The 22,527-nt window shown below is 58.8% G+C and carries 23 protein-coding genes; 8 read left to right on the top strand and 15 right to left on the bottom strand.

Features of this window, described 5'->3' with window-relative positions:
• Positions 1-94: 94 nt before the first annotated feature.
• The 10 genes from yiaA to E5K02_RS07250 form a co-directional block, all read right to left on the bottom strand.
• The gene (gene yiaA / locus E5K02_RS07295; RefSeq protein ID WP_135393510.1) at positions 95-529 is read right to left on the bottom strand and encodes an inner membrane protein YiaA; all 435 of its coding nucleotides are present in this window, start codon (positions 527-529) and stop codon (positions 95-97) included.
• Positions 530-857: 328 nt separating this feature from the next.
• Positions 858-1,925, bottom strand: coding sequence for a 23S rRNA pseudouridine(2604) synthase RluF (gene rluF / locus E5K02_RS07290; protein WP_135393508.1), 1,068 nt, complete (start codon positions 1,923-1,925; stop codon positions 858-860).
• 169 nt (positions 1,926-2,094) lie between these two features.
• A complete protein-coding gene (locus E5K02_RS07285; protein ID WP_135393506.1) occupies positions 2,095-2,442 on the bottom strand; it encodes a hypothetical protein in 348 nt (115 codons plus the stop codon).
• Between the two features lie 108 nt (positions 2,443-2,550).
• Positions 2,551-3,090: a hypothetical protein gene (locus E5K02_RS07280; RefSeq protein ID WP_135393504.1), complete on the bottom strand. Its 540-nt coding sequence runs from the start codon at positions 3,088-3,090 to the stop codon at positions 2,551-2,553.
• Positions 3,091-3,099: 9 nt separating this feature from the next.
• Positions 3,100-4,170: a proline iminopeptidase-family hydrolase gene (locus tag E5K02_RS07275; protein ID WP_135393502.1), complete on the bottom strand. Its 1,071-nt coding sequence runs from the start codon at positions 4,168-4,170 to the stop codon at positions 3,100-3,102.
• Positions 4,171-4,390: 220 nt separating this feature from the next.
• Positions 4,391-5,032 (bottom strand): pseudouridine synthase, encoded by a 642-nt coding sequence (locus E5K02_RS07270; protein ID WP_135393500.1) that lies wholly within the window; start codon positions 5,030-5,032, stop codon positions 4,391-4,393.
• Between the two features lie 135 nt (positions 5,033-5,167).
• The gene (locus E5K02_RS07265; protein WP_167856313.1) at positions 5,168-6,235 is read right to left on the bottom strand and encodes a serine hydrolase domain-containing protein; all 1,068 of its coding nucleotides are present in this window, start codon (positions 6,233-6,235) and stop codon (positions 5,168-5,170) included.
• A gap of 49 nt (positions 6,236-6,284) precedes the next feature.
• On the bottom strand, positions 6,285-6,824 hold the full coding sequence (locus tag E5K02_RS07260; protein WP_135393496.1) for a DUF998 domain-containing protein: 540 nt from the start codon (positions 6,822-6,824) through the stop codon (positions 6,285-6,287).
• A gap of 121 nt (positions 6,825-6,945) precedes the next feature.
• Positions 6,946-7,680, bottom strand: a complete 735-nt coding sequence (locus E5K02_RS07255; RefSeq protein ID WP_135393494.1) for a YebC/PmpR family DNA-binding transcriptional regulator — start codon at positions 7,678-7,680, stop codon at positions 6,946-6,948.
• A gap of 161 nt (positions 7,681-7,841) precedes the next feature.
• Positions 7,842-8,300: a copper resistance protein NlpE N-terminal domain-containing protein gene (locus E5K02_RS07250; protein ID WP_135393492.1), complete on the bottom strand. Its 459-nt coding sequence runs from the start codon at positions 8,298-8,300 to the stop codon at positions 7,842-7,844.
• A 114-nt stretch (positions 8,301-8,414) separates the two neighbouring features.
• Here E5K02_RS07250 and E5K02_RS07245 point away from each other — a divergent pair, with 114 nt between their 5' ends.
• The 4 genes from E5K02_RS07245 to E5K02_RS07230 all read left to right on the top strand — a co-directional run bounded on the left by E5K02_RS07245 (position 8,415) and on the right by E5K02_RS07230 (position 12,190).
• Complete coding sequence (locus E5K02_RS07245; RefSeq protein WP_135393490.1) at positions 8,415-9,323, top strand: arginase family protein; 909 nt, start codon at positions 8,415-8,417, stop codon at positions 9,321-9,323.
• Positions 9,324-9,484: 161 nt separating this feature from the next.
• Positions 9,485-10,285 (top strand): DUF4097 family beta strand repeat-containing protein, encoded by an 801-nt coding sequence (locus E5K02_RS07240; protein ID WP_135393488.1) that lies wholly within the window; start codon positions 9,485-9,487, stop codon positions 10,283-10,285.
• 127 nt (positions 10,286-10,412) lie between these two features.
• Positions 10,413-11,225 carry a DUF4097 family beta strand repeat-containing protein gene (locus tag E5K02_RS07235; protein WP_135393486.1) on the top strand — a complete coding sequence of 271 codons (813 nt, stop codon included), beginning with the start codon at positions 10,413-10,415 and terminating at the stop codon, positions 11,223-11,225.
• Between the two features lie 161 nt (positions 11,226-11,386).
• Positions 11,387-12,190: a DUF4097 family beta strand repeat-containing protein gene (locus tag E5K02_RS07230; protein ID WP_167856312.1), complete on the top strand. Its 804-nt coding sequence runs from the start codon at positions 11,387-11,389 to the stop codon at positions 12,188-12,190.
• Positions 12,191-12,302: 112 nt separating this feature from the next.
• Here E5K02_RS07230 and E5K02_RS07225 read toward each other — a convergent pair whose 3' ends face one another.
• Positions 12,303-13,388 (bottom strand): MBL fold metallo-hydrolase, encoded by a 1,086-nt coding sequence (locus E5K02_RS07225; protein WP_135393482.1) that lies wholly within the window; start codon positions 13,386-13,388, stop codon positions 12,303-12,305.
• Between the two features lie 412 nt (positions 13,389-13,800).
• A complete protein-coding gene (locus tag E5K02_RS07220) occupies positions 13,801-14,196 on the bottom strand; it encodes a hypothetical protein (RefSeq protein ID WP_135393480.1) in 396 nt (131 codons plus the stop codon).
• A 356-nt stretch (positions 14,197-14,552) separates the two neighbouring features.
• Here E5K02_RS07220 and hutU point away from each other — a divergent pair, with 356 nt between their 5' ends.
• From hutU to E5K02_RS07205, 3 genes are read left to right on the top strand one after another with little or no spacing between them, the layout of a single operon-like run.
• On the top strand, positions 14,553-16,349 hold the full coding sequence (hutU, locus tag E5K02_RS07215) for a urocanate hydratase (RefSeq protein WP_135393478.1): 1,797 nt from the start codon (positions 14,553-14,555) through the stop codon (positions 16,347-16,349).
• A gap of 46 nt (positions 16,350-16,395) precedes the next feature.
• A complete protein-coding gene (locus E5K02_RS07210) occupies positions 16,396-17,430 on the top strand; it encodes a hypothetical protein (protein ID WP_135393476.1) in 1,035 nt (344 codons plus the stop codon).
• Positions 17,431-17,435: 5 nt separating this feature from the next.
• Entirely contained in the window at positions 17,436-18,344 is a 909-nt protein-coding gene (locus E5K02_RS07205) for a hypothetical protein (protein ID WP_135393474.1), read from the top strand.
• A 124-nt stretch (positions 18,345-18,468) separates the two neighbouring features.
• Here the strand turns inward: E5K02_RS07205 and E5K02_RS07200 are convergent, their stop codons facing one another.
• On the bottom strand, positions 18,469-19,080 hold the full coding sequence (locus tag E5K02_RS07200; RefSeq protein WP_135393472.1) for a Crp/Fnr family transcriptional regulator: 612 nt from the start codon (positions 19,078-19,080) through the stop codon (positions 18,469-18,471).
• Positions 19,081-19,536: 456 nt separating this feature from the next.
• Here E5K02_RS07200 and E5K02_RS07195 point away from each other — a divergent pair, with 456 nt between their 5' ends.
• Positions 19,537-20,109, top strand: coding sequence for a hypothetical protein (locus E5K02_RS07195; RefSeq protein WP_135393470.1), 573 nt, complete (start codon positions 19,537-19,539; stop codon positions 20,107-20,109).
• 331 nt (positions 20,110-20,440) lie between these two features.
• On the opposite strand, the gene E5K02_RS07190 is transcribed toward E5K02_RS07195, so the two are convergent.
• Positions 20,441-21,610 carry a zinc-dependent alcohol dehydrogenase gene (locus E5K02_RS07190; protein WP_135393468.1) on the bottom strand — a complete coding sequence of 390 codons (1,170 nt, stop codon included), beginning with the start codon at positions 21,608-21,610 and terminating at the stop codon, positions 20,441-20,443.
• 44 nt (positions 21,611-21,654) lie between these two features.
• Positions 21,655-22,422 carry an SRPBCC family protein gene (locus E5K02_RS07185; protein ID WP_135393466.1) on the bottom strand — a complete coding sequence of 256 codons (768 nt, stop codon included), beginning with the start codon at positions 22,420-22,422 and terminating at the stop codon, positions 21,655-21,657.
• Positions 22,423-22,527 lie beyond the last annotated feature (105 nt).

Raw genomic sequence — 22,527 nt, 5'->3', positions numbered from 1 at the left:
TATGATTGGATAAATGAATGGATGGGCAATGATATGGTAAATTGAATATACAATCCTAGGTCATAGTTGCTGTTATTGTGACATGCCGGGCCAGTTAGTCCAGGCGAGGTAGGGGCGGCTCCGCAGCGGAACCGGCTGCAGGGCCATCTAGCCGACTATCGCGGGTGTTTTTCTGCACGGCAATGGCGGCAAACAGACTTAGCATGAAGGCCATGGCGTAGAAGCCTTTTTCGCTGAGCGTGAGCGTGGCGTTCCACAAGCCTACGGCCAGGAGGAGCACGGCCGAGAGGGTGGCAAACCAGCATAAGCCGTAGTAGATATTGGTCACCGGAATTCCCTCTAACTGGTCACGCACAGTCTTTTGCAACGACACGGCGGCAAACAAGCCGTAGAGCAGAATAGTAAAGTAGTAGCCCTTTTCGTTGAGTGGCATCGTGGCGTTCCATAGGCCCACGTTGTAGGCTGTCATGCCGGCGAGCAGGGCTATCCAGGAAGCCCCGATAAAAGCATTGGATGGTTTTTGAGTCATTGCAAAAAAGAAGAATAGGTAGAAGAATACGAAGTTTGGTTTGGCAACCAAGGCGTTTCAAACCTACTCATAAGTTTGCTGCCTCGTTGGAGTGTGAGGCGGTATTATTGCAGATAATTAGAGTTTTTAAAATGGACCGGAGGCGACCTGCTGAGCTGCCCAAGGTTGCTGAAAACAGGCCCTGCTGCGTTCAAACAGCCTAATAGCAACAAAAAAGTCCGCGGAAGCCAACGCTCCAACGGACTTTTGAAACATAGAAAAAGGCTGTTATTTAGCCGTGCTTTCAGCCGGCCTGCTGTGACGGAGGCCCTTACCGCTGATTTGGTGTTTAGCGCTTGGTGCGGCTGCTGCCCCGGCTACCGGCGTTGCCTTTCGGAGCGCGGTTTAGGGTTTTGGCGGCGGGCTTGCGCTTGGAGCCGGGGCCAGTGGGGCGGCTAGCTGACTTGAAAGGTTTGTCGCCCTCGAAGGCGGGTTTACCGTTGGCCAGTTTGCGCACGGGTTTGGCCCCGCCGGTAGCCGGGCGGCCGGGGCGGGAGGCTGACCCAGCCGGCTTGCGACCGGGCTTTGCCGGCTTGGCTTCGCCGTCGAAATCTTCGCTGAAACGGGCGGGACGGGTGCTCCACTTGGTGGCGGGCGAACCTACGCGCTTCTTGGGCAGCGAGGCTTCCTTCGTGCCGACCGAGCGTTCGGTCATGGCGAAGAGCTCCGCCAACTCTTTCTCGGTCAGCTCACGCCAGTCGCCCACGCCCAGGCCCTTGATGCTGATGTTCATCACCCGGATGCGTTCGAGCTGGACTACTTCGTAACCGAAATGCTCGCACATGCGCCGAATCTGGCGGTTCATGCCCTGGATAAGCGTGATGCGGAAAATGTAGTTGGTTTCCTTGCTGACCTCGCACTTCTGGGTCATGATGCCCATGATGGGCACCCCGTTGCGCATGCCCTCGATAAACTGCTCGGTAATGGGCTTGTCGACCATTACTATATATTCCTTCTCGTGCTTGTTGCCGGCCCGCAGGATCTTGTTGACGATATCACCGTTGGAGGTCAGCAGAATCAGGCCCTGGGAGTCCTTGTCGAGGCGGCCGATGGGGAAGATCCGCTCACTGTGCTTGATGTAGCGGATGATGTTGTCCTTGACCGAGGCCTCGGTGGTGCTGGTAATGCCCGGGGGCTTGTTGAAGGCAATGTAAATGGCGTCTTCGGGAGCCCGGGGCTCAATCAGGTTGCCGTTGACAATGACCTTGTCCTTGCTGCTGACCTGGTCGCCGATGCTGGCGCGCTTGCCGTTCACAAACACGGTGCCCTGCTCGATAAACTTGTCGGCCTCGCGGCGGGAGCAGACCCCGCTTTCACTGATGTATTTGTTGAGGCGAATGGTGTCGTAACTGGGCATAAGGCAAGCGGCAAAAGGTGAAAAGCCCGCGTACGGTGCGGGCGGGGCGGCAAGTTACGCAGAAGCTAGGTGGCAGGCCGGGCGTCGGGGCCTTTTAGACGCCTGCATTAGGCATTAGATACGCCCCCGGGCTTCCTGTTCTGCGGGTCATGGCATTCTCTTGGTCCGGTTATAAGCGCTGTAAGTAGCCTTCCACCGCCGTAGCCAGGGCCTCGGGCAGCTCGGTGTGGCGGCTGGCCGCCAGCTGCTGGGCTTGCCCAGTGGTGGCGCTGGTATACACGCCCGTGTGCTGGTCGAAGCGCAGGCTGCCCTGCTCAAACTCCCGCTCCTCGGCCTGGGGCAAGGAGTTCATGGATAGAAATTCGAGCTTGGTAACGCGGCGGCTGGCTTTATCAAACAGCAGCCAGTGGTAAAGCACGTCGGGCGCCTGCTCATCGGGCAAGTCGAGGCGCTTGATTTCGACGATGCTGGTCGAGGCGTTGTCGAGGAAGAAGAGGGTGCGGTAGGGGACGGGCATGATCTGGTTTGCGAGAAAGTGGTGGGCGGCACGGGCAGCTTTGCAGCGGAGTGTGCTCAAAGCGTAATGGTCATTCGGCATAGTCGAACGACGATAAAGAAACAGTACCTACCCTTCGCCATTATGGCCGAACTGGTAGAATTTCTGCGCTTTCAGGTCGTAGTATACCGACCAGTAAGCAGTACCGCCGTCATATGCCCATCTGAAATCAGTGAGCCAGCTAGGCACCCGATTGGGTGCTTCTTCCCGATTTTCGATAAATAGATTAATGAATAAGCAGGCATGACCTTCAGCATTATAATAACCGTAATACTGCCGTTTGTACTTCGGCAAATGCTGTTTAATGATAGTAATATATTCAGCATAATAGCTCTTTTGGGGCTTAGCATTGATGCGGCCAAAATCGACTTGCTGTAGGGCTTTTTCAGTTTTAGTTATCTGCGTTTTACTAGGGGTAAACCGTTTTACATTCTTCAACAATTCTTCATCGAACATCCGTGGTACAGCCGCTGCCGGAAAACTAGCGCAGTTGGCTTGAGGCAGGGAGTATTGAGTTGCAATTGTGTCATTTGGAGCAGATAACGACTGGGCATTAGTTAGGCGCCCAGAGAGGTGTATTAGCACGAAAAGAGGCAGAAAGATGCGCATAGCCATTAACTATAACTGCACCTTCTTCTCACCCCTGTTCACGCCCAGAATAAACTTGGTTAAGCCATTCATGTAGGTTTGCTGGTCGTCGTACATGCTCATGTGGCTGCCTTCGGGACAAATCAGGGCAGTGCCGTTCTGCACCTTTTGGGCCACCATGCGCATGTGCTCGGGGTCCATGGTGTCGTGTTTGCCGCCGATGCTCAGAACCGGAACCGCGAGCTTGGGCAGGTCGGGCACCCGGTTCCAGGTGGTGAGCTTGCCCGAGATGCCAAACTCGCTGGGACCCTGCATCGTGACGTAGAGCGAGGCGTTTAGTTTGCTCATCGACCGGGTCACGGGCTCGGGGTTGGGCACGACGCGGCAGACGTGCTGGGCATAGAAGTTGGGTTCGAGCAGCTGCATGTAGCGCGGGTTCTGGAAGTCCTTGCGGGCCTCAATCTGCCGGATTTCGGCCAGCACTTCGGGCTTCATCTGCTTGGCCAGCACCTGGTCGGCATACTTGCCGTAGTCGGGGCAGCTCATCATCATGTTGGAAATGATGAGGCCCTTGAGGTGTTGCTGGTACTTGAAGGCGTACTCGGCGGCCAGAATACCGCCCCAGGAGTGACCCAGCAGGTAAAAGTTGTCCTTGTTCAGGTTCAGGGCCTTGCGCACCTGCTCGACTTCCTCCACGTAGCGCGGCAGGCTCCACATGCTGGTGTCCTGGGGGTTGTCGGAGTTGCCGCAGCCCAGCTGGTCGTAATAGATAAACTCGATGCCTTCCTTGGGCAGGAAGTTTTCCATGCACTCGAAGTACTCGTGGGTGGCGCCTGGGCCGCCGTTGAGCAGCAGCAGCTTCATCTTGGGGTTGTTGCCGAAACGCTTGGTCCAGACGTTGAACGTCCCCTTAGGCGTGGTTATCGGAATGACTTGCACGCCGCCATCCTGCACGCCGACCTCCGTGGGCTGAAAGTAAGCAGCGGCCGGGGCCGTCTGGTCGGAACCGGCCGAGGCATCCTGGGGAGCTTGTTGGGAGCAGGCAACCGTGCTGAGGCCGGCCAGCAGCAACGCGGCGGAACGAAGAAGAGTGTGGGTCATGGCGGGGCGGAAAAAGTGCTGATTCGCTAAACCTACCCATAATTTCAGCCCCAGCCAAAAGCGCCCGGTATGCGGAGGGAACAGTAATCAACGGGTATGCCCACCTGAGACATGAGGGCCATGCCGAGCCTGCCGAGGCAGCTTCACCGCTCTGTGGTATTCGCACTACAATACCAATGCTTTGATTTTGCTCAGCAGGGCATCCGCTTGTTTCGCTCCGTTAAGCGGATTCGGGCAGCGGCACCACGGTGGGCACGGGGGCCTCGGTGAAAAAGCCGCCTACCTCCTGTACTTCGCCGGCCGGCAGCTCGCCGAGGTCAATGTTGCCGATGCGCACCCGCACCAGGCGCAGGGTGGGGAAGCCCACGGCGGCCGTCATCTTGCGCACCTGCCGGAACTTGCCCTCCGTGACGATAATGGAAACCCAGCTGGTGGGCCCGTGCCGGTCGTCGCGGATTTTACGGCCCCGGGCCCCGAGGTTGGGCGGTGTGTCGAGGCGGAAAGCCCGGCAGGGCAGGGTCTGGTACTTGTCGCCGTGCAGCCCGATTTCGACGCCCTGCTGCAGCTGGGCCACGGCCTCGTCGGTAATCAGGCCGTCGACCTGGGCGTAGTACTCCTTTTCCACCGATTTGGCACGAATTCGCTCACTGATTTTGCCATCGGTGGTAAGCAGCAGCAGGCCCTCACTGGCTTCGTCGAGGCGGCCGATGGACATAGTGCCGGCGGGAAAGTCGTGGAGCAGGCCCAGCAGCTTTTTCTTTTTCAGCTCGCACACAAACTGGCTCATGTAGCCAAAGGGCTTGTGCACGATAAAGTGGCGGTGGGTAATTTCTTGCTCCTGAGGTTCGACATCGGTAGACATGGTACTGGCAAGAGAGTAGCGCAAGCGGTGCTGTTTGCCCACTCGAACGATAAGTATCAGAGGAAAAAGACTTACCGGTGCAGGGCGCGAACTACTCGGTTCGCGCTACTGGTCGGTCTGCGGACATCGGCTAGCCTACTTCTCCTCGGCCAGCCACTGCATGGCCTGGTAGTGGCCCGGGCCGAGAAATAGGCGGAGTACCTCGTCGGTGATTTTCAGCCCATTGGCGCTGTTGGTCAGAAACAGCAGGCTTTCCTGGGAGTTCGGAAACGTCATGAAGAAACCCCGGAAGTCGCCGTTGTCGCCCCAGTGCCACTGGGCCGGGCCGTGGCTGGTGGTAGCCAGGCCCAGCCCCCAGGCCCAATTGATGTTGGCATCGGTGGCGGTAGCGGGCGTGGAGCAGCGGGTGGCGGCGTTGGCCGCCGTCGTCAGCAGCTTGGCGGTGGCGGGCTTCAGGCCTTTGCCCGTCATCAGGGCCCGGACAAAACGGCTGTAGTCGGCGGCGGTGGTAAGCAAACTGAAGCCGCCATTAGGCTCCTTGAACCGCTTGATATCAGTGGGCTTGCCCGCTTTGTCGTGGCCGTAGGCGGCATTCTTCTCAAAGCGGGCTTGCCAGGTAAAGGAGCTGTTGGGCATTTTCAGCGGACCGAATACTTCCTGCTGCGCCAGCTGGTCCAGGGTGTTGCCGGTAATCTGCTCCAGGGTACGCTGCAGCCACACGTAGCCTTCGCCGGAGTAGCTCCAGCAGCTGTCGGGCGCGAATTTCAGGGTCAGTTTCGACGTTTTCCAACTCTCGGCCAGCGGGTAGTCGGCCCAGTTGGGCAGGCCGGTGGTGTGGCCCAGTACCATGCGCGCCGTGATTTTTGCGGCCCGGGGCTCCCCCTGCAGGCGAGGGTAGGGGGCATAGGTGAGCAGGGGCTTGTCGAGGTCGAGCCGGCCCTGGTCGTGCAGGCGCAGGGCGGTGTAGGCCAGCACGACTTTACCCAGGGAGGCCGCCTGCAGGATGGTCGTGGAAGTCATTGGGGCCTGGGTGGAGCCGGCTTGGCGCAGCCCCAGGCTGTACTGCTTGGTTTCGCCCTTTTTGGTGTAAACCAGCTGCATACCCGTAACGTTTTCCTTGTTGAGCAGAGCCAGTAGCTCGGCTTGCTGGGCCCTGACAACGAAGGAACCGAGAAGAAATGCTAATGTGAGGATGTTTTTCATACGCTGCCGCAAGGGCATACCGGGGAGAAATAGAGTAATCGGGACAATATTAATGGATGCTGAGCCAAAAAGCCTGCCCGAACAGCAGCACTTCGGCCAGGCGCTGCGCCAAGCCGCGGCCCGGGAAGCCTGGTAAAGAAACGGCCACCAGGCAACCGATAAGCAATCCTATCTGCCCATTGGCGGAAAGGACATCCTGCCATAAAAGCGCATTCCGGGCCTGACTCAGAAAGAAAATACCGCCGATATATTCCACCGCACCACCCAGGTTGTGCACGGCCTGCTTGGCCGAGCCGCCGGAAGGCGAACCTACGTCGCAGGGGAATACGGCCGCTACCACGTACCCGCTGCCCAGGCACAGCAGCAGGCCGCGCAAAGCGGCGGTTTCGGCCAGCAATGCTCCCAGCAGCAGGCCCGCGCCAACGACGAAGAACAATCCCCAGCTGACGGCGCGGCGGTTTGGGGCGCCATCTTCGCCCAGCTCACTGATGGTATGGCGCAGGTGCGAGTAGCCGGGCCGCCGGAAGCCGAAGTAAGCAATACCCAGGCTGAGGTACCCCGTAAGCACGGCCAGCAGAATAGAAAGCATGGGGCTAAAGCTAACAAGAAGTACTGGCCGCCGCTTCTGCCGCTACCCCAAAACCACACGCGGGCCGCCCCAACCGGAGCGGCCCGCGTGTATCAGGCAAGGTTTCGTCGGCCGATGTGGTCTAGCCCAGCGTGTGGTACACGGCCTGCACGTCGTCGTCCTCTTCGAACTTCTCAATCAGGTTCATGACCTCTTCCAGCTGCTCGCCTTCCAGGGTCACGGTCGTGTTGGGGATGCGCTGCAGGTTGGCCGATACCACGTTCAGGCCCTTTTCTTCCAGGGCTTTCTGCATCTGCCCGAAGTCGGTAAAGGCGGTTTCCACTACGATAAAGTCTTTCACGGCGCCGTGCTCGTCTTCTTCCTGGTCGGCGTACACGTCTTCGGCACCGGCATCGATGAGCTCCAGCTCCAGCTCGTCGAGGTCGAGGCCCTCGGCGGCGAGGCGGAACACGCCCTTACGGGTGAAAGTGTAATCCGAGGAGCCGGCCGTGCCCAGGGCCCCGTTGCCGCGGTTGAAGTACATGCGCACGTTGGCCACGGTGCGGGTGGGGTTGTCGGTGGCCGTTTCAATCACGACAGCCACGCCGTGGGGCGCGTAGCCCTCGTACACCACTTCCTGGTAGTCTTTTTCCTCCTTGCTGCTGGCCCGCTTGATGGCGGCTTCCACGCGGTCCTTGGGCATGTTGACGCCCTTGGCGTTCTGCATGGCCGTGCGCAGGCGGGAGTTGGTATCCGGGTTAGGACCACTTTCCTTCACGGCCATCACGATTTCCCGGCCGATGCGGGTAAAGTCCTTGGACATCTTGTCCCAGCGCTTCATCTTCCGGCCTTTGCGGAATTCAAATGCTCTTCCCATCTATGTGAAATTGTGAAATGGTGATTTGGTGAGTTTTTTGGGTGGGCCTGGGCCCAGAAAGGGCGCGCAAGTTAGCAGAAAGGGCGGCGGGGAGCAATTGTCACGCGTAGCAGAAAAGCAGGACAAAGCCCTGGCGGCTGTTTTCCGCCTTCACAGGTAGCTCAGTCCGCCCGCAGCGTGTAGATGCCTTTGTTGCCGGCCGGGTAGCCCACGAGCGTCAGCGTCAGGGTGCGAGCCTTGGGCTGGAAGCGGAACGAGCCCTGGTCGGTGCGGGCCTGGCCTTTGCTGTCGGTGTAGCGGAAGATGATTTGGTCGCCCGAAAAAGTGAAGCGGCCGTCCTGGCTGAAGTTCATCGTGCCGCCGTTGCCCGAAAGCTGCAGCCGTTTCTGGTAGGTGCCGTCGGGGTGCAGGGTGAGCGTACCGCCTACGCCTTTGGCTTCCATGGGCCGGGCGCTGGTGCCCTGGTCAACGATGGAGTAGGAGAGGTAGGTGTAGGAAGTAAAAAACGAGGCCGACAGCGTGGGGGCCTTGGTTTTGGCTGGGGCTGGCTGTTGGGCGTCAACTACCGTAGTACGGAACAGTAGCAGCGCGGCGCACAAAAGAAAAACACGGGTTAGCATACGGCAAGGTACGAAGCCGCCGCCCGGCGTGCCAACCTGTGAAACCCCCAGCCAGCGGGTATTTGCCAAACTTCGGGCTACATTTCCGGCGTTTTCCGTCCATTCGCTGCTACTATGCCCACCTTTCTGCGTGAGTTAATTCGCCCCGCCGCCGAACTGCCCGAAGCCGAGGTGTGTCTGGTGGGCCTGCCCCTGGATTTTGGTACCGTGCTCGAGGGTGGCCGCCCCGGCGCCATCCACGCCCCGGACGCCCTGCGCCGGGAGCTGCGCCGCTACCACAAAACCTACAACCTGGAGCACAACGTGGACCTCTCGGATCTGCGCATTGCCGACGCCGGCAACCTGAGCCTGCTCCACCCCGACCACGCCACCAATCACGCCACTATTCGCCGCCGCCTGGGCGAGCTGCTGGGCCAATACCCCCGGGTAGTGGTGCTCGGCGGCAGCCACGACGGTTCCTACAGCACCGTGCGCGGCCTTTCCGACGCTAGCGGCGGCCAGCCCGTGGGCGGCATCAACCTCGACGCCCACGCCGACGTGAAAGACAAGCCCGACCTGATTAGCAGCGGCACGCCTTTCGGCAAGCTGTTGCGCCAGCAGGTGGTGGCGGGTTCGCGCTTCACCGAGCTGGGGCTGCATTCCAATCTTAATACCAAAGAAGATATCGACTTTCTGCACCAGCAGCAGGCCACCATTGTGCCCCTGGCCCACGTGCAGCAGAGCGGTATGCCCCTGTTTATGGAACGGGCCCTGCACCGGGTGGGCAGCACCGGGTTTGTGAGCTTCGATATCGACGGGTGTGCAGAGGCCTACGCCCCGGCCGTATCGGCGCCGAGTGCCGATGGGTTTACGCCCCGCCAGGCCGTGGAAGCAGCTTTTCTGGCCGGCCGGCACGAAGCGGTGCGCTTATTTGAAGTTGTGGAGCTAAACCCCGTCTTCGACCACGACAACCAGACCGCCCGATTAGGCGCTACAATTATCACCGCCTTTCTGACCGGGGTAGTAAAAAGCCTGGGTGGATAGTTTTTGCTGACAGTCAATGGTTTGGCTTAGGTAGATGGGTGGTGGTGAAAATAAGTACGAAAAACTTCGTGTTTAACTACGAAATTTTTCGTTGGTTGTGCAGCGGTTAACGCTTAGTCCGCGTCCCTTTGAAAAATCACTATCCAACCAACCTCCGTCCCATGAAAAATCTGCTTACCGCCTCCCTGCTCTGCATTACGGCTGTTGTGGCGCACGCCCAAACCGCCCCGGTTTTCACTTCCAGCTGTGAATACGGCCAGTATACCCACAACGACCGGCAGCGCCACTGCGAAACCCGCGACTTGGTACTAGCCGCTCCCAAATCGGGGGCGCTGACCATCGACGGGCAGCGCAACGGGGGCATCTCGGTGAAGAGCTGGGCGGGCAAGGATGTGCGGGTGCGGGCCCGGGTCCAGACCTGGGGCAACGATGAGGCCGCGGCCAAAGCCCAGGCCGCCGGTATTCAGATCAGCACCGCTAACAATATGCTGCAGGCCACGGCTCCGGACGGGGAAAACGACTGGGCGGTAAGCTACGAGGTCTTTGTGCCCGAGAAAATGGCGTTGGCTCTGAAAACCCACAACGGCGGCATTAGCCTGCAGGACGTGCGGGGCCCGGTTACGTTTGAGGCCCAGAACGGCGGCGTGAATATCAGCGGCTCGGGCGGCGACGTGCGGGGCCGTACCCAGAATGGGGGCCTGCACATCACGCTGGCCGGCAAGAAGTGGGAGGGCAAAGGCCTCGACGTGGCCACCCAGAACGGAGGCATTTCCTGGAAGCTGCCCGCCGACTACTCGGCCCAGTTTATCAGCAGCACCCAGCACGGCTCGGTCGATACCGACTTTGGCACGTCGGTGAAAGGCAAAATCGGGCGTGAAATAGCGGTGAATCTGGGCCAGGGCGGTGCACCCGTCAAGGCCGTGACCACCAACGGGGGCATTTCGGTGCGCCGCGCTGAGTAAACCCAGCAGGAGCTATACGTGCTGCCTTTCTACGCCGCCAGGCAACGGTTGCTCCACAAATAGCTTCTACCACTTAGCCGCCCGGCGGCCCTGTATCTTCTGCTTCTACGCTCAACTTTTTTACGTCATGAAAACATTCTCCGCCGCCTTCCTACTGCTGACCCTGGCTTCCTTTGCCGCTGCGGCCCAAACGGCTCCCGCCTTCACCACGACCTGCAACGAGGGCAGCACCTACAGCAGCCCCACCAGCAACAAGCGTTACTGCGAAACCCGCGACCTGACGATGCCCAGCCCCGGCACGGCCACGCTCACCATCGACGGCGGGGCCAACGGCGGCATCACCGTCAAGGGCTGGGATGGCAACGAGGTGCGGGTACGGGCCCGGATTTCCACCTGGTCCAAGTCGGACACGGATGCCAGTGGCCTCGCCAAAAAAGTGACCATCAGCGGCAAGGGTAACACGCTGGAGGCCAAGGGGCCGAGCCAGTCGGAGCAGGGCTGGGCGGTGAGCTACGAGGTATTTGTGCCCCGCAAAACGGCCCTGGCCCTGAGCACTGTCAACGGCGGTATCAACCTGAGTAACCTCGAGTCCACGGTGAAGTTTGCGGCCGTGAATGGCGGGGTCAACCTCACCAACGTGGCTGGCCAAGTGAAAGGCCATACCGTAAACGGCGGTTTGCATATCAAGCTGGCCGGCCCGAAGTGGGTAGGCGAGGGGCTCGACGTGGCCACGACCAACGGCGGCATTACCTGGGACGTGCCCAAAAACTACTCGGCCAAGCTCTACACCAGCACCACCATCGGCTCCATCAAAGCCGACAACCTGCCTATCACCAAGTCGGGAATGATGCATAAGGAAATTGCGGCCAATCTGGGTCAGGGGGGCGCCTCGGTAAAGGCCGTTACGACCAACGGCGGTATCAAGGTGAATCAGGAATAGCTCTTCCGTTGGAGTAGGAAAAAGCAGCGTCAGCATCCGTTGGCGCTGCTTTTTTTATGCGCTTGACGCAAATCAGCTCGGCCGGCAACTATTCCGCGGCATTTGCACTTATGGGGCCAAGCGGCCAGTCCCGCATTCCTCTTTCGCCCGCCTTATTCTACATGAAAACCCTCCTTCTAGGTCTGCTGCTCAGCTTGGCTACCGTTGCTGCCCGCGCCCAGGCCGTGCCAGCCTTCACCTTTACCTGCGGCGACGGCACCTTTACCAGCAGTAGCAGCAAGCGCTACTGCGAAACCCGCGACAAAATCCTGCCCGCTCCCGCCGACCAGGGTATTACCATCGACGGGGGCGCCAACGGTGGCATCACGGTCAAGGGCTGGGACGGCAACCAGGTGCGGGTGCGGGCCAAGATTCTGGCATGGGGCAAAAACGAGGCGGAAGCCCAGAAACTGGGTAAAAGCGTATCCATCAAGGCCAAGGACTACACCCTGCGCGCCGAAAGCACGGAGCCGGGCGAGCAGGGCTGGGCCGTGAGCTACGAGGTATTTGTGCCCCGCACCATGACCCTGACGCTGCGCACCCTCAACGGGGGTATCAACCTGAGCGACCTGCAGGGCGCTGTCACGTTTGCGGCGGCCAACGGCGGCATTTCGCTCGTGAACATGGGCGGCAGCGTGAAGGGGCGCACCGTAAACGGGGGCGTGAAAATCAAGCTGGCCGGCCCGAAGTGGGTGGGCGAGGGGCTCGACGTGGAAACTACCAACGGTAGCATCACCTGGGACCTGCCCAAAGCCTATTCGGCCAAGGTGTACGCGGCTACCACGGTGGGCAGCGTGAGTGCGGGCAAGCTGCCAGTAACCAACTCCGAAACCCTGCAGAAAGTAGTAGCCGCCACCCTGGGCCAGGGCGGGGCCCCACTAAAAGCCGTCACGACCAAAGGTGACGTCAAGCTGACCCAACTGTAAGCGGGTCCCAGGTCAATGCAAGTCAAAAGGCCGCCCGGGCAGTTGCTCGGGCGGCCTTTGCGTGTTTCATAGCTCAGGTAGAAGGCGGATGTTTAGCAGCAGGGAGGCTCCGTTAGTCGCCGACGCCGCCCTTGCGCCATTCGGGGCGGCTGGGCCCGGGGCCTACTACCCGGCCATCTTCCTGCACGCCGTAGCCGGTCTGGTAGTCGTCGTAGTTGCTCTCAAAGCCACTTTCGTAGGTGTAGGTGCCGGCTTGCTTTTTGCGGCCCGCCTTTCTGTTATTCTTTTTCTTGGCCGCAAACAGGGCCGCGGCGGTAATGGTGAGGCCCACGCCCGCCCCAATGACGGCCAGCTTGGTCGGCAGCGTGTCGACGGCGGCGGGGGGCACAAACTGCACGCCGGTTTCGTCGATGCGGGCCGGCTCGAGCACGTAGCGGCCACGCGTGGGCATGGGGAAGTTGCGGGCCAGGGCACTTAGTCCTTCGGCCGCTTCGGCGCCCTGAATCACGGGGCCGTGGCCGCAGCCAATGGCTTCGGGCCGCAGCGCCGCCAGTTTCTCCACCGATTCGCGCACCTGCTGCCAGTTGTAATTGAAGGGCGCCCCGGCCACGCTGATGCAGGGCACCTGCAGCAGCAGCGCCGGCACCGACTCGTGGTTGGCGGTGGCAAAGGCGTCGGCGCCGAGCAGGGTGCGGTCTTTTTCCCGGAACAGGGCAATCTGGCCCGGAGCGTGGCCCGGCACGTGCAGCAGCTGCCAGTCGGGCAGGAAGGGCGGGTCGGTATCGGCGGTGGGCAGGGCCTGCACAAGGTCGCTGAGCTGGAACGACTGGGGCGGAAAAAACCGGGAAACAAACGCCAGCGTGCCGCCTTTTTCCACCGTGGGGTCGGCGGGCGGGTACACGGCTTTGCCCGTCAGGAAGGGCAGCTCCAGCGGGTGGGCCAGCACCGGCACCTTCCAGTGCTCGGCCAGTTCGCGGGCATTGCCGGCGTGGTCCATGTGGCCGTGGGTCAGGATAATAGCTTCCGGATGCGTGCCAGGATAAAACAGCTTGTTGGCCGCAGCTATGATGTCTTTGGCCGCGCCCGGCAGGCCCGTATCAACCAGCACCCATTCCCCGGAGCGGCCGGTTTCGACGAAATACAGGTTCACAAAGCGTTGAATTGTGAGCTGGTGTACACCAGGAGCTACTTGTTTCATAGAGTCAGCGAATTGGTTGGACGGAAAGAGGAGTACGCATACTTCCGCCTATAAGGTTGTAACAGCCCAGAAGGAACTAGTGCTAAAGCGGGGCGCCAGGTAAGCCGCCATGCGGCTTTTGTGGTATCGTCTCTATATCGAACGCCCCAAAGCCGGCATCCGCTCCTGTTTTGCCTTAATCCGGTCTTGAACGAAACAGTTGGTCTTGCTGGCCCTGCTGGCCGTATACATTCCTACTCGGTCCAGCGGACCCAGGTAGAAGCCCGGCCCTGGCAACGGCCGGAATCCCGTGCTGGAAGCCGCCTTGAAGCACCTGAAAAGCAAGCCGAATCGGTAGGCCTCAGCTGGTCTGTATAAACATAAAAGCTCCCTGCTATTCGGCAGGGAGCTTTTTTCGCCTAGATAAGCTGGCTTAGTGGCTGCCGGTAGTGCCGCCCGTGGTACCAGCGGTGCTGCCGGCCGTGCTGCCACCAGCGGTGGTGCCCGCCGTAGTGCCGCCGGCCGTGCTGCCACCGGTAGTAGAAGCGTCGGTGGTGCCACCGGTGCTGCCCGAGGTGCTGCCGCCCGATGTCGTGCCGGTGCCGGTGCCCGCCGTGGTACCACCCGCGCCGCCGCTCATGGTCGTGTCGGTGCTCATGGTAGCGTCGGCGTTAGCGCCGGCGTCGGAGCTGGCGGCATCCGACTCAGCACCGGTGCCTTCAGTAGCGGCGCCGCTGGTCGAGCCGCCGGCGCTGCCTTCCTGGTTGCCGCCGCAAGAGGCGAAAGTAAACGAGGCCGCAGCCAGGGCAAGAAACAGAGTCTTTTTCATGATAAAGGAACGTGTTTGGTAAGGTGTAATGGAGTTGGCTGACGACTCCCAGGGAGTTGTCGAGGGATTTATACTGCGGATGCGGGATAGGTAACCTGGTTTTATGAAATTATTTTGATAATATATGATTAAGCTCATCCGTAAGCCGGGTGATTAAGACTATTCTAATGTTGAGCTTGTCTTAAGCAAGAACCTGTGCTGCCAACCAGCCAGGTGCAGCGGGGCCGGCAAATAGCAAGCAGGAAGGAGGCAAGGCTCTGCGGGCGGCCGCGCCATCAGGCTGAAAACTGCGTTGTCCCGCGCTGAAAACCCTATATTCGCCGTTCCACCCATTTCCTTAAGAAGCCTTTCCACCCATGTCTGACCACGCTGCCGTCCCCGCCGCTACCGACACGCCCGAACTCAATCTGGAAGCCACCAGCCAATCCGATAAAACGGCGGCTACGCCCACCAAACCGGCCCCGGGCAAGCGCCCGATGTACTACGAGTTCAAGCCCGAGCAACCCATCAAAGCCCAGCACGGCACCACCCTGCGCTGCAAAACCTGGGAAGCGGAAGCGGCCCTGCGCATGCTCGAAAACAACCTCGATCCGGCCGTGAGCCTGGTCTACGACGAGCTGATTGTGTACGGGGGCGCCGGCCGCGCCGCCCGCAACTGGAAAGAGTACCAGACCATCGTCAGGACCCTGAAAAATCTGGAGCCCGACGAAACCATGCTGGTGCAGAGCGGCAAGGCCGTGGGCGTGCTGCGCACCTGGCCCCACGCCCCGCGGGTGCTCATTGCCAACTCCAACCTCGTACCCGCCTGGAGCACCCAGGAATACTTCGACGAGCTCGACAAGCTGGGCCTGATGATGTACGGGCAGATGACGGCCGGCTCCTGGATTTACATTGCTACCCAGGGCATCCTGCAGGGCACTTACGAAACCTTCGCCGCCGTGGCCGACAAGCACTTTGGGGGCACCTTGCGCGGCACCATCACCGTCACGGCCGGCCTGGGCGGCATGAGTGGGGCCCAGCCCCTGGCCGTGACCATGAACGACGGCGTGTGCCTGGTTATCGAGCCCATCGACGAGCGGGTGAAGCAGAAAGTGCGGGAAGGCTACCTCGACGCCCAGGCCCGCGACCTGGACCACGCCCTCGAAATCTGCCAGCACTCCAAAGAGGACGGCATCGGCTGGTCGGTGGGCCTGACGGGCAATGCGGCCACCGTGCTACCCAAGTTGCTGAAGCGGGGCTTCAAGGTTGATATTGTCACCGACCAGACCTCGGCCCACGACCTGATGGACTACATCCCCGAAGGCGACATTCACGAGGTGCTGACGCTGCGGGCCGAAAACCCCGAGGAGTTCAAGCGCCAGGCCCTGGCTTCCATCGTGAAGCATTGCCAGGCCGTAATTGATATGCAGGCGGCCGGCGCCGTGGCCCTCGACTACGGCAACAACCTGCGCGGGCAGGCCGAAAAAGGCGGGCTGCAAGTGCGCGACGAGAACGGGCAGTTCCTCTACCCCGGCTTCGTGCCCGGCTACATCCGCCCGCTTTTCTGCGAGGGCAAAGGCCCCTTCCGCTGGGCGGCCCTCAGCGGCGACCCCCAGGACATCCTGCGCATCGACCGGGCCCTGCTCGAAACCTTCCCCGACAACAAGATGCTGGCCCGCTGGATCGAGAAGGCCCAGGCCAAGGTGCCCTTCATCGGCCTGCCCGCCCGCGTGTGCTGGCTGGGCTACGGCGAGCGGGAAAAGTTCGGCTTGGTCATCAACGACCTGGTGGCCCGCGGCGAAGTATCGGCCCCCATCGTCATCGGCCGGGACCACCTCGACTGCGGCTCCGTGGCCTCGCCCAACCGCGAAACCGAGGGCATGAAGGACGGCTCCGACGCCGTGGCCGACTGGCCCCTGCTCAACGCCCTGGCTAACACCGCCTCTGGCGCCGACTGGGTGAGCCTGCACAACGGCGGCGGCGTGGGCATCGGCAACAGCACGCACTCCGGCATGGTCATCGTGGCCACCGGCACCCCCGAAAAAGCCGAGCGCCTGCGCCGCGTGCTCACCACCGACCCCGGCATGGGCGTCTTCCGCCACGCCGACGCGGGCTACGAGCTGGCCCAGCAGGTAGCCGAGGAGCGCGGGGTGAAGATTCCGGGGCGGGAGTAATTTTGCAACAACCCTATTTTCACAACATAAACCACACAAAAAGCATATGGCAGTTGTTCTCTTTGATAAGGAATTTGATAGTGTAGTGAAAAGTGTTTTTTCAAGTGGGAAGACAACTTATGACTATGCGGTGGAAAAATTTTTTCCGCAAATTGACAGGTATTATGCACAGCGGAAAGCAATAGATGAAAAGTTTTATAAAAAATTGGAAAGAGATATAAAGCAGGGTTGTATTATGCCACCAATTACTGTGGCTTTAGTTGTTGATGATATCGAGGAGATAAAGAGTATGAATAATGAGCAAATAACGCGGCTTTTAAGTGAAAAGTCAGATTCTATATATATCCTGGACGGGATTCAAAGATTGAATACGCTTCATAGAGCTTACGAAGACGGGATTAAAGATTTTAAAATATATTTTAATTTTCTTATTTCTGATTCAGAAGATAGGCTGCTCTATAGAATGATTACTCTGAATAACGGTCAAAAGCCAATGTCTGCTAGACATCAGATTGAAGTATTGGCACATAATATTTTTGATTTTAATGACGTTGGTGTTGGTGTTCAATCAGAAAAACAAAGAAGTAAGAAGCGAGTAAATGGTTCTTTTAACCAGGATGATGTTATCAAAGGATACATTTCTTACTTAAGTGGGTCTATTAATATAGACAATCAAAAACTGATTGAGTCTAAGCTTGATGAACTTCTCGCTGAAAAAATTATTGAGTCGAGTGTTACTCAAGAAAAGTATGGATTTAAAAACGTAATAACTGTTATTAATAATTTGTCTTCTGATGAGTATTTGTTGAAATGGTTCAAGCAAACTAATAATATGATTGGTTTTTGTTCAGGTATAAGTAAGTCATTTGATGCGATTGAAGGGGAAGCTGTTGATGATTTTAAAAATAATATCAAGAAGTTTGAAGAAGCTTTTGAAGGTTTTGATATTTCGAAAATTAAGCTTGGTCACTTGCGTAGATTGACTGTTAATCATTTTATATTGAAATACGCTGCGTTTAAAGAAATGAGTACGCTTGAATTGCGTGAGCAGTTGTCCAGTGTGTCTATGCTTTATGTGTAAATGTCATGGGGCAATATCTATTCAATGGCTTTACCTATGTGGATAGGTTGAATGATGAAATATTATCCTCTTACCCAGATTCTTTAAGATTTGATGCAAAGCCATCGTACGAATCGTTGTTATTTAGATTAATTTTAGGGCAAGTTTATGTAAACCATGAAAATAGTGATATTTCATTTGAGCAAAAAATAAATTATTCAAAATTATCTGAGGAATTTACTTCAACTAATCAAGAAGATCCGGTTATTGACTGGATAGATAATGAATTTGGTTTATTGGATCTGCATAGATATTTTTTGGTTAATAGAATGAATGAAAATATGTACAAGGAGCTCATTGTTGAGTTTACTTGGTTTTTCTTGAACAAAAGTAAGGAAAATCATGTTGCTGCATTTTTAAATCTATACCGAGCTTTGGAATATATATCATATAGCTTTCCGTTGTCATTCTTCTCAAAATCTAATAGGTATTATGCTTCTTATGATACTTTTAAAGGTTTTTTTACAGATAAAGATCAGGGTCAATTAAAGTTCTTTCAGGAATTCCTAAAAGCCTATTTTGAAAAATCAACATTGGCGATGTTTACAAAGCTAGATACTTATGCTGGTTCAAGTCTTTTTGATAAAAATAAATATAAAATTATAAAATCTTTGTGTTCTGAATTTCCATTTAGGGATAATGGTAGTGTTATATCGATTGCGTATGAAAATATGTTTGATTTCATGATAAATCTTAGGAATCGATATTTTCATTTTCAATCTGATAGGGTTGGAAATATTAGTAATTATAATTTTGATGGGGAATTGTTCTTTGCGGGATTGAACGATAAATTTGTTAATTGGATTTCTGCTGTTTATTTGGAAATATTAACACATGGAGTTTATAAGCTAAATTTAATACCAGAAGTTTCATGATAACAAAAGCAGATGTATCGAGCAAATTGCAGCATCGTCAATAAGCTGACACCAACGCCGCCCGAGCCCCGCTCCGGCGGCGTTGTTCGTTCTGGTACCTAATTCAGTAAAAAGCTCGCAGCCGCTACCCAAGCCCCTGCTTCCCCAGTTTCGCGCGGATACGACTGAGGGAGGGTTGCTGAATGCCCAGGTACGACGCAATGTGGCCCAGCGACACCCGCTGCGTGATGCCGGGGAACTGCTGTAACAATGTCAGGTAGCGCTGCTCGGCGCTTTGGAAGAGCAGCCCTTCGCCCTTGGCCTGCTGCAGCACCAGGTACTGCTCGGCCAGCAGGCGGCCAAACCGCTCCCAGCCGTGGGCCTGGGCGTAGAGCCGGTGCAGCTGCTCGATGCCGATGACCAGCAGCTCCGCGTCTTCCAGGGCCGCGATGTAGTAGGGGCAGGCTTCCTGGGTGAGCAGGCTTTTGAGCGAGGTGATAAAGGCGCCCTCTGGCACGAAGGCAATGGTGTGCTCGGTCTGCATCGCCGGGTCGACGTAGTACACCCGGAACAGGCCCTTGACGATGAAGCCCACCGAGCGGCACACGGCGTTGCGGTAGTTGAAAAACTCGTTTTTGAGGATGGTGCGGGTTGTCCAGCTCGGCATAGCCAGGCGCAGGTCATCGTCGGAGAGGTGGGCAAAGGTGCGCAGCTGCTGGGTGAGCAAGGCCAGGGCCGAAGCGTCGGGAGAAATCATACAAACCGGAAGAGAAGGCGCCCGCGAAACCACTGCATTCCGGCGGCTAGAGCCGGCGCTCGGCCTGGGGTAGGGGGAAAGCAACGGGAAAGAGCGTCAAGTAAAACGACCGTCATGCAAAAAGAACGTCATGCTGAGCATTCCGCGCATCAAGCGGCGACAACGCGCAGCCGAAGCATCTCTACCGCTTCGTTGCAAGAGTTGAATAGCACTGCGGGAGAGATGCTTCGGCAAGCGGACGCCAGATGGAGCATGACGGCCTGGAGTAGGACGGCAAAGCGGCTGGGAAATAATTCCCAAGCCGGGGGCCAGGCTGCGCTTTTTAACCTAGGTGAAAAATAGGGCTGCCTGCGGGCGGCACCTTTGCCCATCAACCAGCCCCGGCTACCCGGCTGCTTACCTGGCAGTCGATAGCCCGGTTTCTCACCATTTTCCCCATTATCTCCCTCAACCGCCATGCCCGTTACTTCCGTTTCTACCGCGCCGGCTCCCGCTCGTACGAGCCAGGCCCTGCGCACCCTGTACTTCGTGCGCGCCGCTTTTTCTTTGGTGTGGGCTAGCCTACTGCTGCTGCTGGCCCCGTCTTCGCCCGCGCTTACGACCACCTTACTCTTGCTTTACCCCGCCTGGGACGTGCTGGCTACTGTCGCCGATATCCGGGCCAATCGGGGCGCTGGCTCACTGCTGCCGCAGTACGTAAACATCGTCGTGGGCGGCCTCACTACCCTAGGTGTGGGCCTGGCGCTGCGCAGTGGCGTGCCGGCCGTGCTCCTCGTGTACGGCGCCTGGGCCGCGCTAACCGGGCTGATTCAGCTGCTGCTCGGGCTGCGGCGGCGCCGGCAGCTGGGCGGGCAGTGGCCGATGATCCTGAGCGGGGGGCAGTCGGTGCTGGCGGGCGTCTCGTTCATCGTCATGGCCCATGACCCGAAGATGGGCGTCGCCAACCTGGCCGGCTACGCCGCGTTCGGGGCGTTTTACTTTCTGTTGTCGGCCCTGCGCCTGCGCAAAGCCGCGCAGCCCGCAGCGTAAGGGCGGCCCGGCAAGTTGCCGGTGAAAAACGCCGCTTCTGCTGTGTTTGCTGACGTTCTACCAGGCTTGTGTGGCCAGTGCCAAAATCAGCACCCAGCGACGATATAGAACGTCATGCTGAGCTTGTCGAAGCATCTCTACCGCTTCGTCTGCAACGATTCAACGAAGCGGTAGAGATGCTTCGGCAAGCTCAGCATGACGGCCTTTTTTGCTCACTGTTCACGCACCCTAGTCGATACTACATCCGTGCTGACTACGTCGCCTTACGTAAGCGGCTCCAACGAAAAAGGGAAGCTAACCAGCTTCCCTTTTTCGTTGGAGCAAACAACCCTCAGGGCTGAAACGCCACGCGGACGCACTTGTCGGTTTTGTGCTTGAACATGTCGTAGCCCTCGGGGCCGCGCTCCAGGGGCCAGCGGTGGGTGAGCATGTACGCCGGGTCGACGGCGCCGGCCTGCACGTAATCGAGCAAGCGCGGAATGTATTTCTGGGCGTGCATCTGGCCCATGCGGAAGGTCAGGCCCTTGTTCATGGCCACGCCCATCGGGAATTTGTCGATCAGGCCGCCGTAGACGCCCACGATGCTGAGCGTGCCCCCTTTGCGGCAGGCCATGATGGCCTGGCGCAGCACGGCGGGCCGGTCGGTTTCAATGCGGAGCTGCTGCTTCACCAGGTCGTAGTAGTGCTCGGCGCCCGGGGTGTGGGCCTCCATGCCCACGGCGTCGATGCAGCGGTCGGGGCCGCGGCCCCCGGTCATTTCCTTCAGCGCTTCCAGCACGTCCACCTCCTCGTAGTTGAGCGTTTCGGCGCGGGCGTGCTGGCGGGCCAGGGCGAGGCGCTCGGGAAACCGGTCGATGGCAATAACGCGGGAGGCGCCGAGCAGGTAGGCCGATTGCATGGCCATTTGCCCCACGCCGCCGGCCCCCCACACGGCCACGATGTCGCCGGGCTCGATGCCGCACATATCCGCCGCCATGAAGCCGGTGGGAAAGGCATCGGAGCAGAACAGGGCGCTTTCGTCGCGCACGCCGTCGGGAATGATAAAGCTGCCGGTTTCGGCGAAGGGCACCCGAATGTACTGCGCGTGGGAGCCGGAGTAGCCGCCGAAGGCGTGGGAGTAGCCAAAAATCCCGGCCGGCGGATAGCCCAGCGCCTTTTCGGCCACGGCGGCGTGGGCGTTGCCGTTGTCGCAGAGCGAGTACTGGCCCGTGTCGCAGAACCAGCAGCCGCCGCAGGCCACCACCGACCCGACGACCACCCGGTCGCCGCGCTTCATCTTTTTCAGCGCGGGGCCGACTTCCACCACTTCGCCCATAAACTCGTGGCCGATGACGTCGCCCTCGCGCATGGTGGGCACGTAGCCGTCGAGCAGGTGCAGGTCGGAGCCGCAGACCGACGAGAGGCCCACCCGGACAATGGCGTCGTGCGGGTTCAGGATTTCCGGGTCGGGGATTCGCTCCACGCTTAGTTTGTTGGTGCCTACCCAGCAGAGTGCTTTCATAGTCGGAAGGGGTTGAATGGGGTGACGATATGACGCGGAGCGACCTAACCTTGGTCGTGCCCGCGGCCCGAGGGCTGGCCTTCGATGGTCGGCACTTCGCCGGTTTCCATCATCATCTTGAAGCGGCGGATGTCGCTGCGAATCAGCTCGGCCAGGGCCGGGTTCAGCAGCTTGGCCACGCCCTTGCCCAGCTTCCCGAGCGGCGCCCGGTAGTGCAGAACGACCTGCAGCTCCGTGCCCTTGTTGCCCTCGGCCTGCCGAAACCGCACCTCCCCCGACTGGTCGACCTGGGAGCCGGGCAGCGACTGGTAGGCAATCAGCCGATTGGGCTCGTCTCGCGTGATTTCCGAATCCCAGGCTACCGTGCCCAGGCCGCCGGGAATCCGCGCCACCCAGTGCGAGCGGCGCTCATCCAGCTCCTCCACGCTTTCGAGGTGCTCCATGAAGGTCGGCAGGTTTTCGAACCGCCGCCAGTAGCCGTACACCTGGCTGAGGTCCCGGTACACGGTGAAGGTTTCCTTGATTTCGATGGGCGCGGGCTGCCTAGTCGCCGAGTTGCGCCCGAACAGGCCGTTGACCGGGCAAACCCCCGTGGCGCCCCGCAGGGCCAGGCTGGTGCCCAGCGCGGCCAGCGCCACTCCGCCCGCCTTCGATTTGCGCTGCGCGCCCGCGTAGGCCAGCGCCGCCCCGGCCAGGGCCGAAACCACCCGCTCCGCCGGGCCCACATTCACGTGGGAGGTGCCCGTAGCGGGCGTGCGGGGGTGGTACCCGGCCGACGTTGCGGCGCGGGAAGAACGTTTCGTTGCAGCCATAACCCATTCGTGTTTGGTGTCTTAGGGCTTACGGGGTCATTTTTGGTACGTTCTCAACCGTAAGACATATTTTTTGCCGGTAAAAAGGGGGAGCCACCAGCCCGC

The organism is Hymenobacter metallicola (assembly GCF_004745645.1).
Taxonomy (GTDB): domain Bacteria; phylum Bacteroidota; class Bacteroidia; order Cytophagales; family Hymenobacteraceae; genus Hymenobacter; species Hymenobacter metallicola.
The sequence above is the reverse complement of the archived record's forward strand: the minus strand, read 5'-3'. Positions and strand labels throughout refer to the sequence as shown.

What these genes read in the sequence shown, in the direction of transcription:
- yiaA (WP_135393510.1), bottom strand. Translation starts at nt 529, where the DNA reads ATGACTCAAAAACCATCCAATGCTTTTATCGGGGCTTCCTGGATAGCC.
- rluF (WP_135393508.1), bottom strand. Translation starts at nt 1,925, where the DNA reads ATGCCCAGTTACGACACCATTCGCCTCAACAAATACATCAGTGAAAGC.
- E5K02_RS07285 (WP_135393506.1), bottom strand. Translation starts at nt 2,442, where the DNA reads ATGCCCGTCCCCTACCGCACCCTCTTCTTCCTCGACAACGCCTCGACC.
- E5K02_RS07280 (WP_135393504.1), bottom strand. Translation starts at nt 3,090, where the DNA reads ATGCGCATCTTTCTGCCTCTTTTCGTGCTAATACACCTCTCTGGGCGC.
- E5K02_RS07275 (WP_135393502.1), bottom strand. Translation starts at nt 4,170, where the DNA reads ATGACCCACACTCTTCTTCGTTCCGCCGCGTTGCTGCTGGCCGGCCTC.
- E5K02_RS07270 (WP_135393500.1), bottom strand. Translation starts at nt 5,032, where the DNA reads ATGTCTACCGATGTCGAACCTCAGGAGCAAGAAATTACCCACCGCCAC.
- E5K02_RS07265 (WP_167856313.1), bottom strand. Translation starts at nt 6,235, where the DNA reads ATGAAAAACATCCTCACATTAGCATTTCTTCTCGGTTCCTTCGTTGTC.
- E5K02_RS07260 (WP_135393496.1), bottom strand. Translation starts at nt 6,824, where the DNA reads ATGCTTTCTATTCTGCTGGCCGTGCTTACGGGGTACCTCAGCCTGGGT.
- E5K02_RS07255 (WP_135393494.1), bottom strand. Translation starts at nt 7,680, where the DNA reads ATGGGAAGAGCATTTGAATTCCGCAAAGGCCGGAAGATGAAGCGCTGG.
- E5K02_RS07250 (WP_135393492.1), bottom strand. Translation starts at nt 8,300, where the DNA reads ATGCTAACCCGTGTTTTTCTTTTGTGCGCCGCGCTGCTACTGTTCCGT.
- E5K02_RS07245 (WP_135393490.1), top strand. Translation starts at nt 8,415, where the DNA reads ATGCCCACCTTTCTGCGTGAGTTAATTCGCCCCGCCGCCGAACTGCCC.
- E5K02_RS07240 (WP_135393488.1), top strand. Translation starts at nt 9,485, where the DNA reads ATGAAAAATCTGCTTACCGCCTCCCTGCTCTGCATTACGGCTGTTGTG.
- E5K02_RS07235 (WP_135393486.1), top strand. Translation starts at nt 10,413, where the DNA reads ATGAAAACATTCTCCGCCGCCTTCCTACTGCTGACCCTGGCTTCCTTT.
- E5K02_RS07230 (WP_167856312.1), top strand. Translation starts at nt 11,387, where the DNA reads ATGAAAACCCTCCTTCTAGGTCTGCTGCTCAGCTTGGCTACCGTTGCT.
- E5K02_RS07225 (WP_135393482.1), bottom strand. Translation starts at nt 13,388, where the DNA reads ATGAAACAAGTAGCTCCTGGTGTACACCAGCTCACAATTCAACGCTTT.
- E5K02_RS07220 (WP_135393480.1), bottom strand. Translation starts at nt 14,196, where the DNA reads ATGAAAAAGACTCTGTTTCTTGCCCTGGCTGCGGCCTCGTTTACTTTC.
- hutU (WP_135393478.1), top strand. Translation starts at nt 14,553, where the DNA reads ATGTCTGACCACGCTGCCGTCCCCGCCGCTACCGACACGCCCGAACTC.
- E5K02_RS07210 (WP_135393476.1), top strand. Translation starts at nt 16,396, where the DNA reads ATGGCAGTTGTTCTCTTTGATAAGGAATTTGATAGTGTAGTGAAAAGT.
- E5K02_RS07205 (WP_135393474.1), top strand. Translation starts at nt 17,436, where the DNA reads ATGGGGCAATATCTATTCAATGGCTTTACCTATGTGGATAGGTTGAAT.
- E5K02_RS07200 (WP_135393472.1), bottom strand. Translation starts at nt 19,080, where the DNA reads ATGATTTCTCCCGACGCTTCGGCCCTGGCCTTGCTCACCCAGCAGCTG.
- E5K02_RS07195 (WP_135393470.1), top strand. Translation starts at nt 19,537, where the DNA reads ATGCCCGTTACTTCCGTTTCTACCGCGCCGGCTCCCGCTCGTACGAGC.
- E5K02_RS07190 (WP_135393468.1), bottom strand. Translation starts at nt 21,610, where the DNA reads ATGAAAGCACTCTGCTGGGTAGGCACCAACAAACTAAGCGTGGAGCGA.
- E5K02_RS07185 (WP_135393466.1), bottom strand. Translation starts at nt 22,422, where the DNA reads ATGGCTGCAACGAAACGTTCTTCCCGCGCCGCAACGTCGGCCGGGTAC.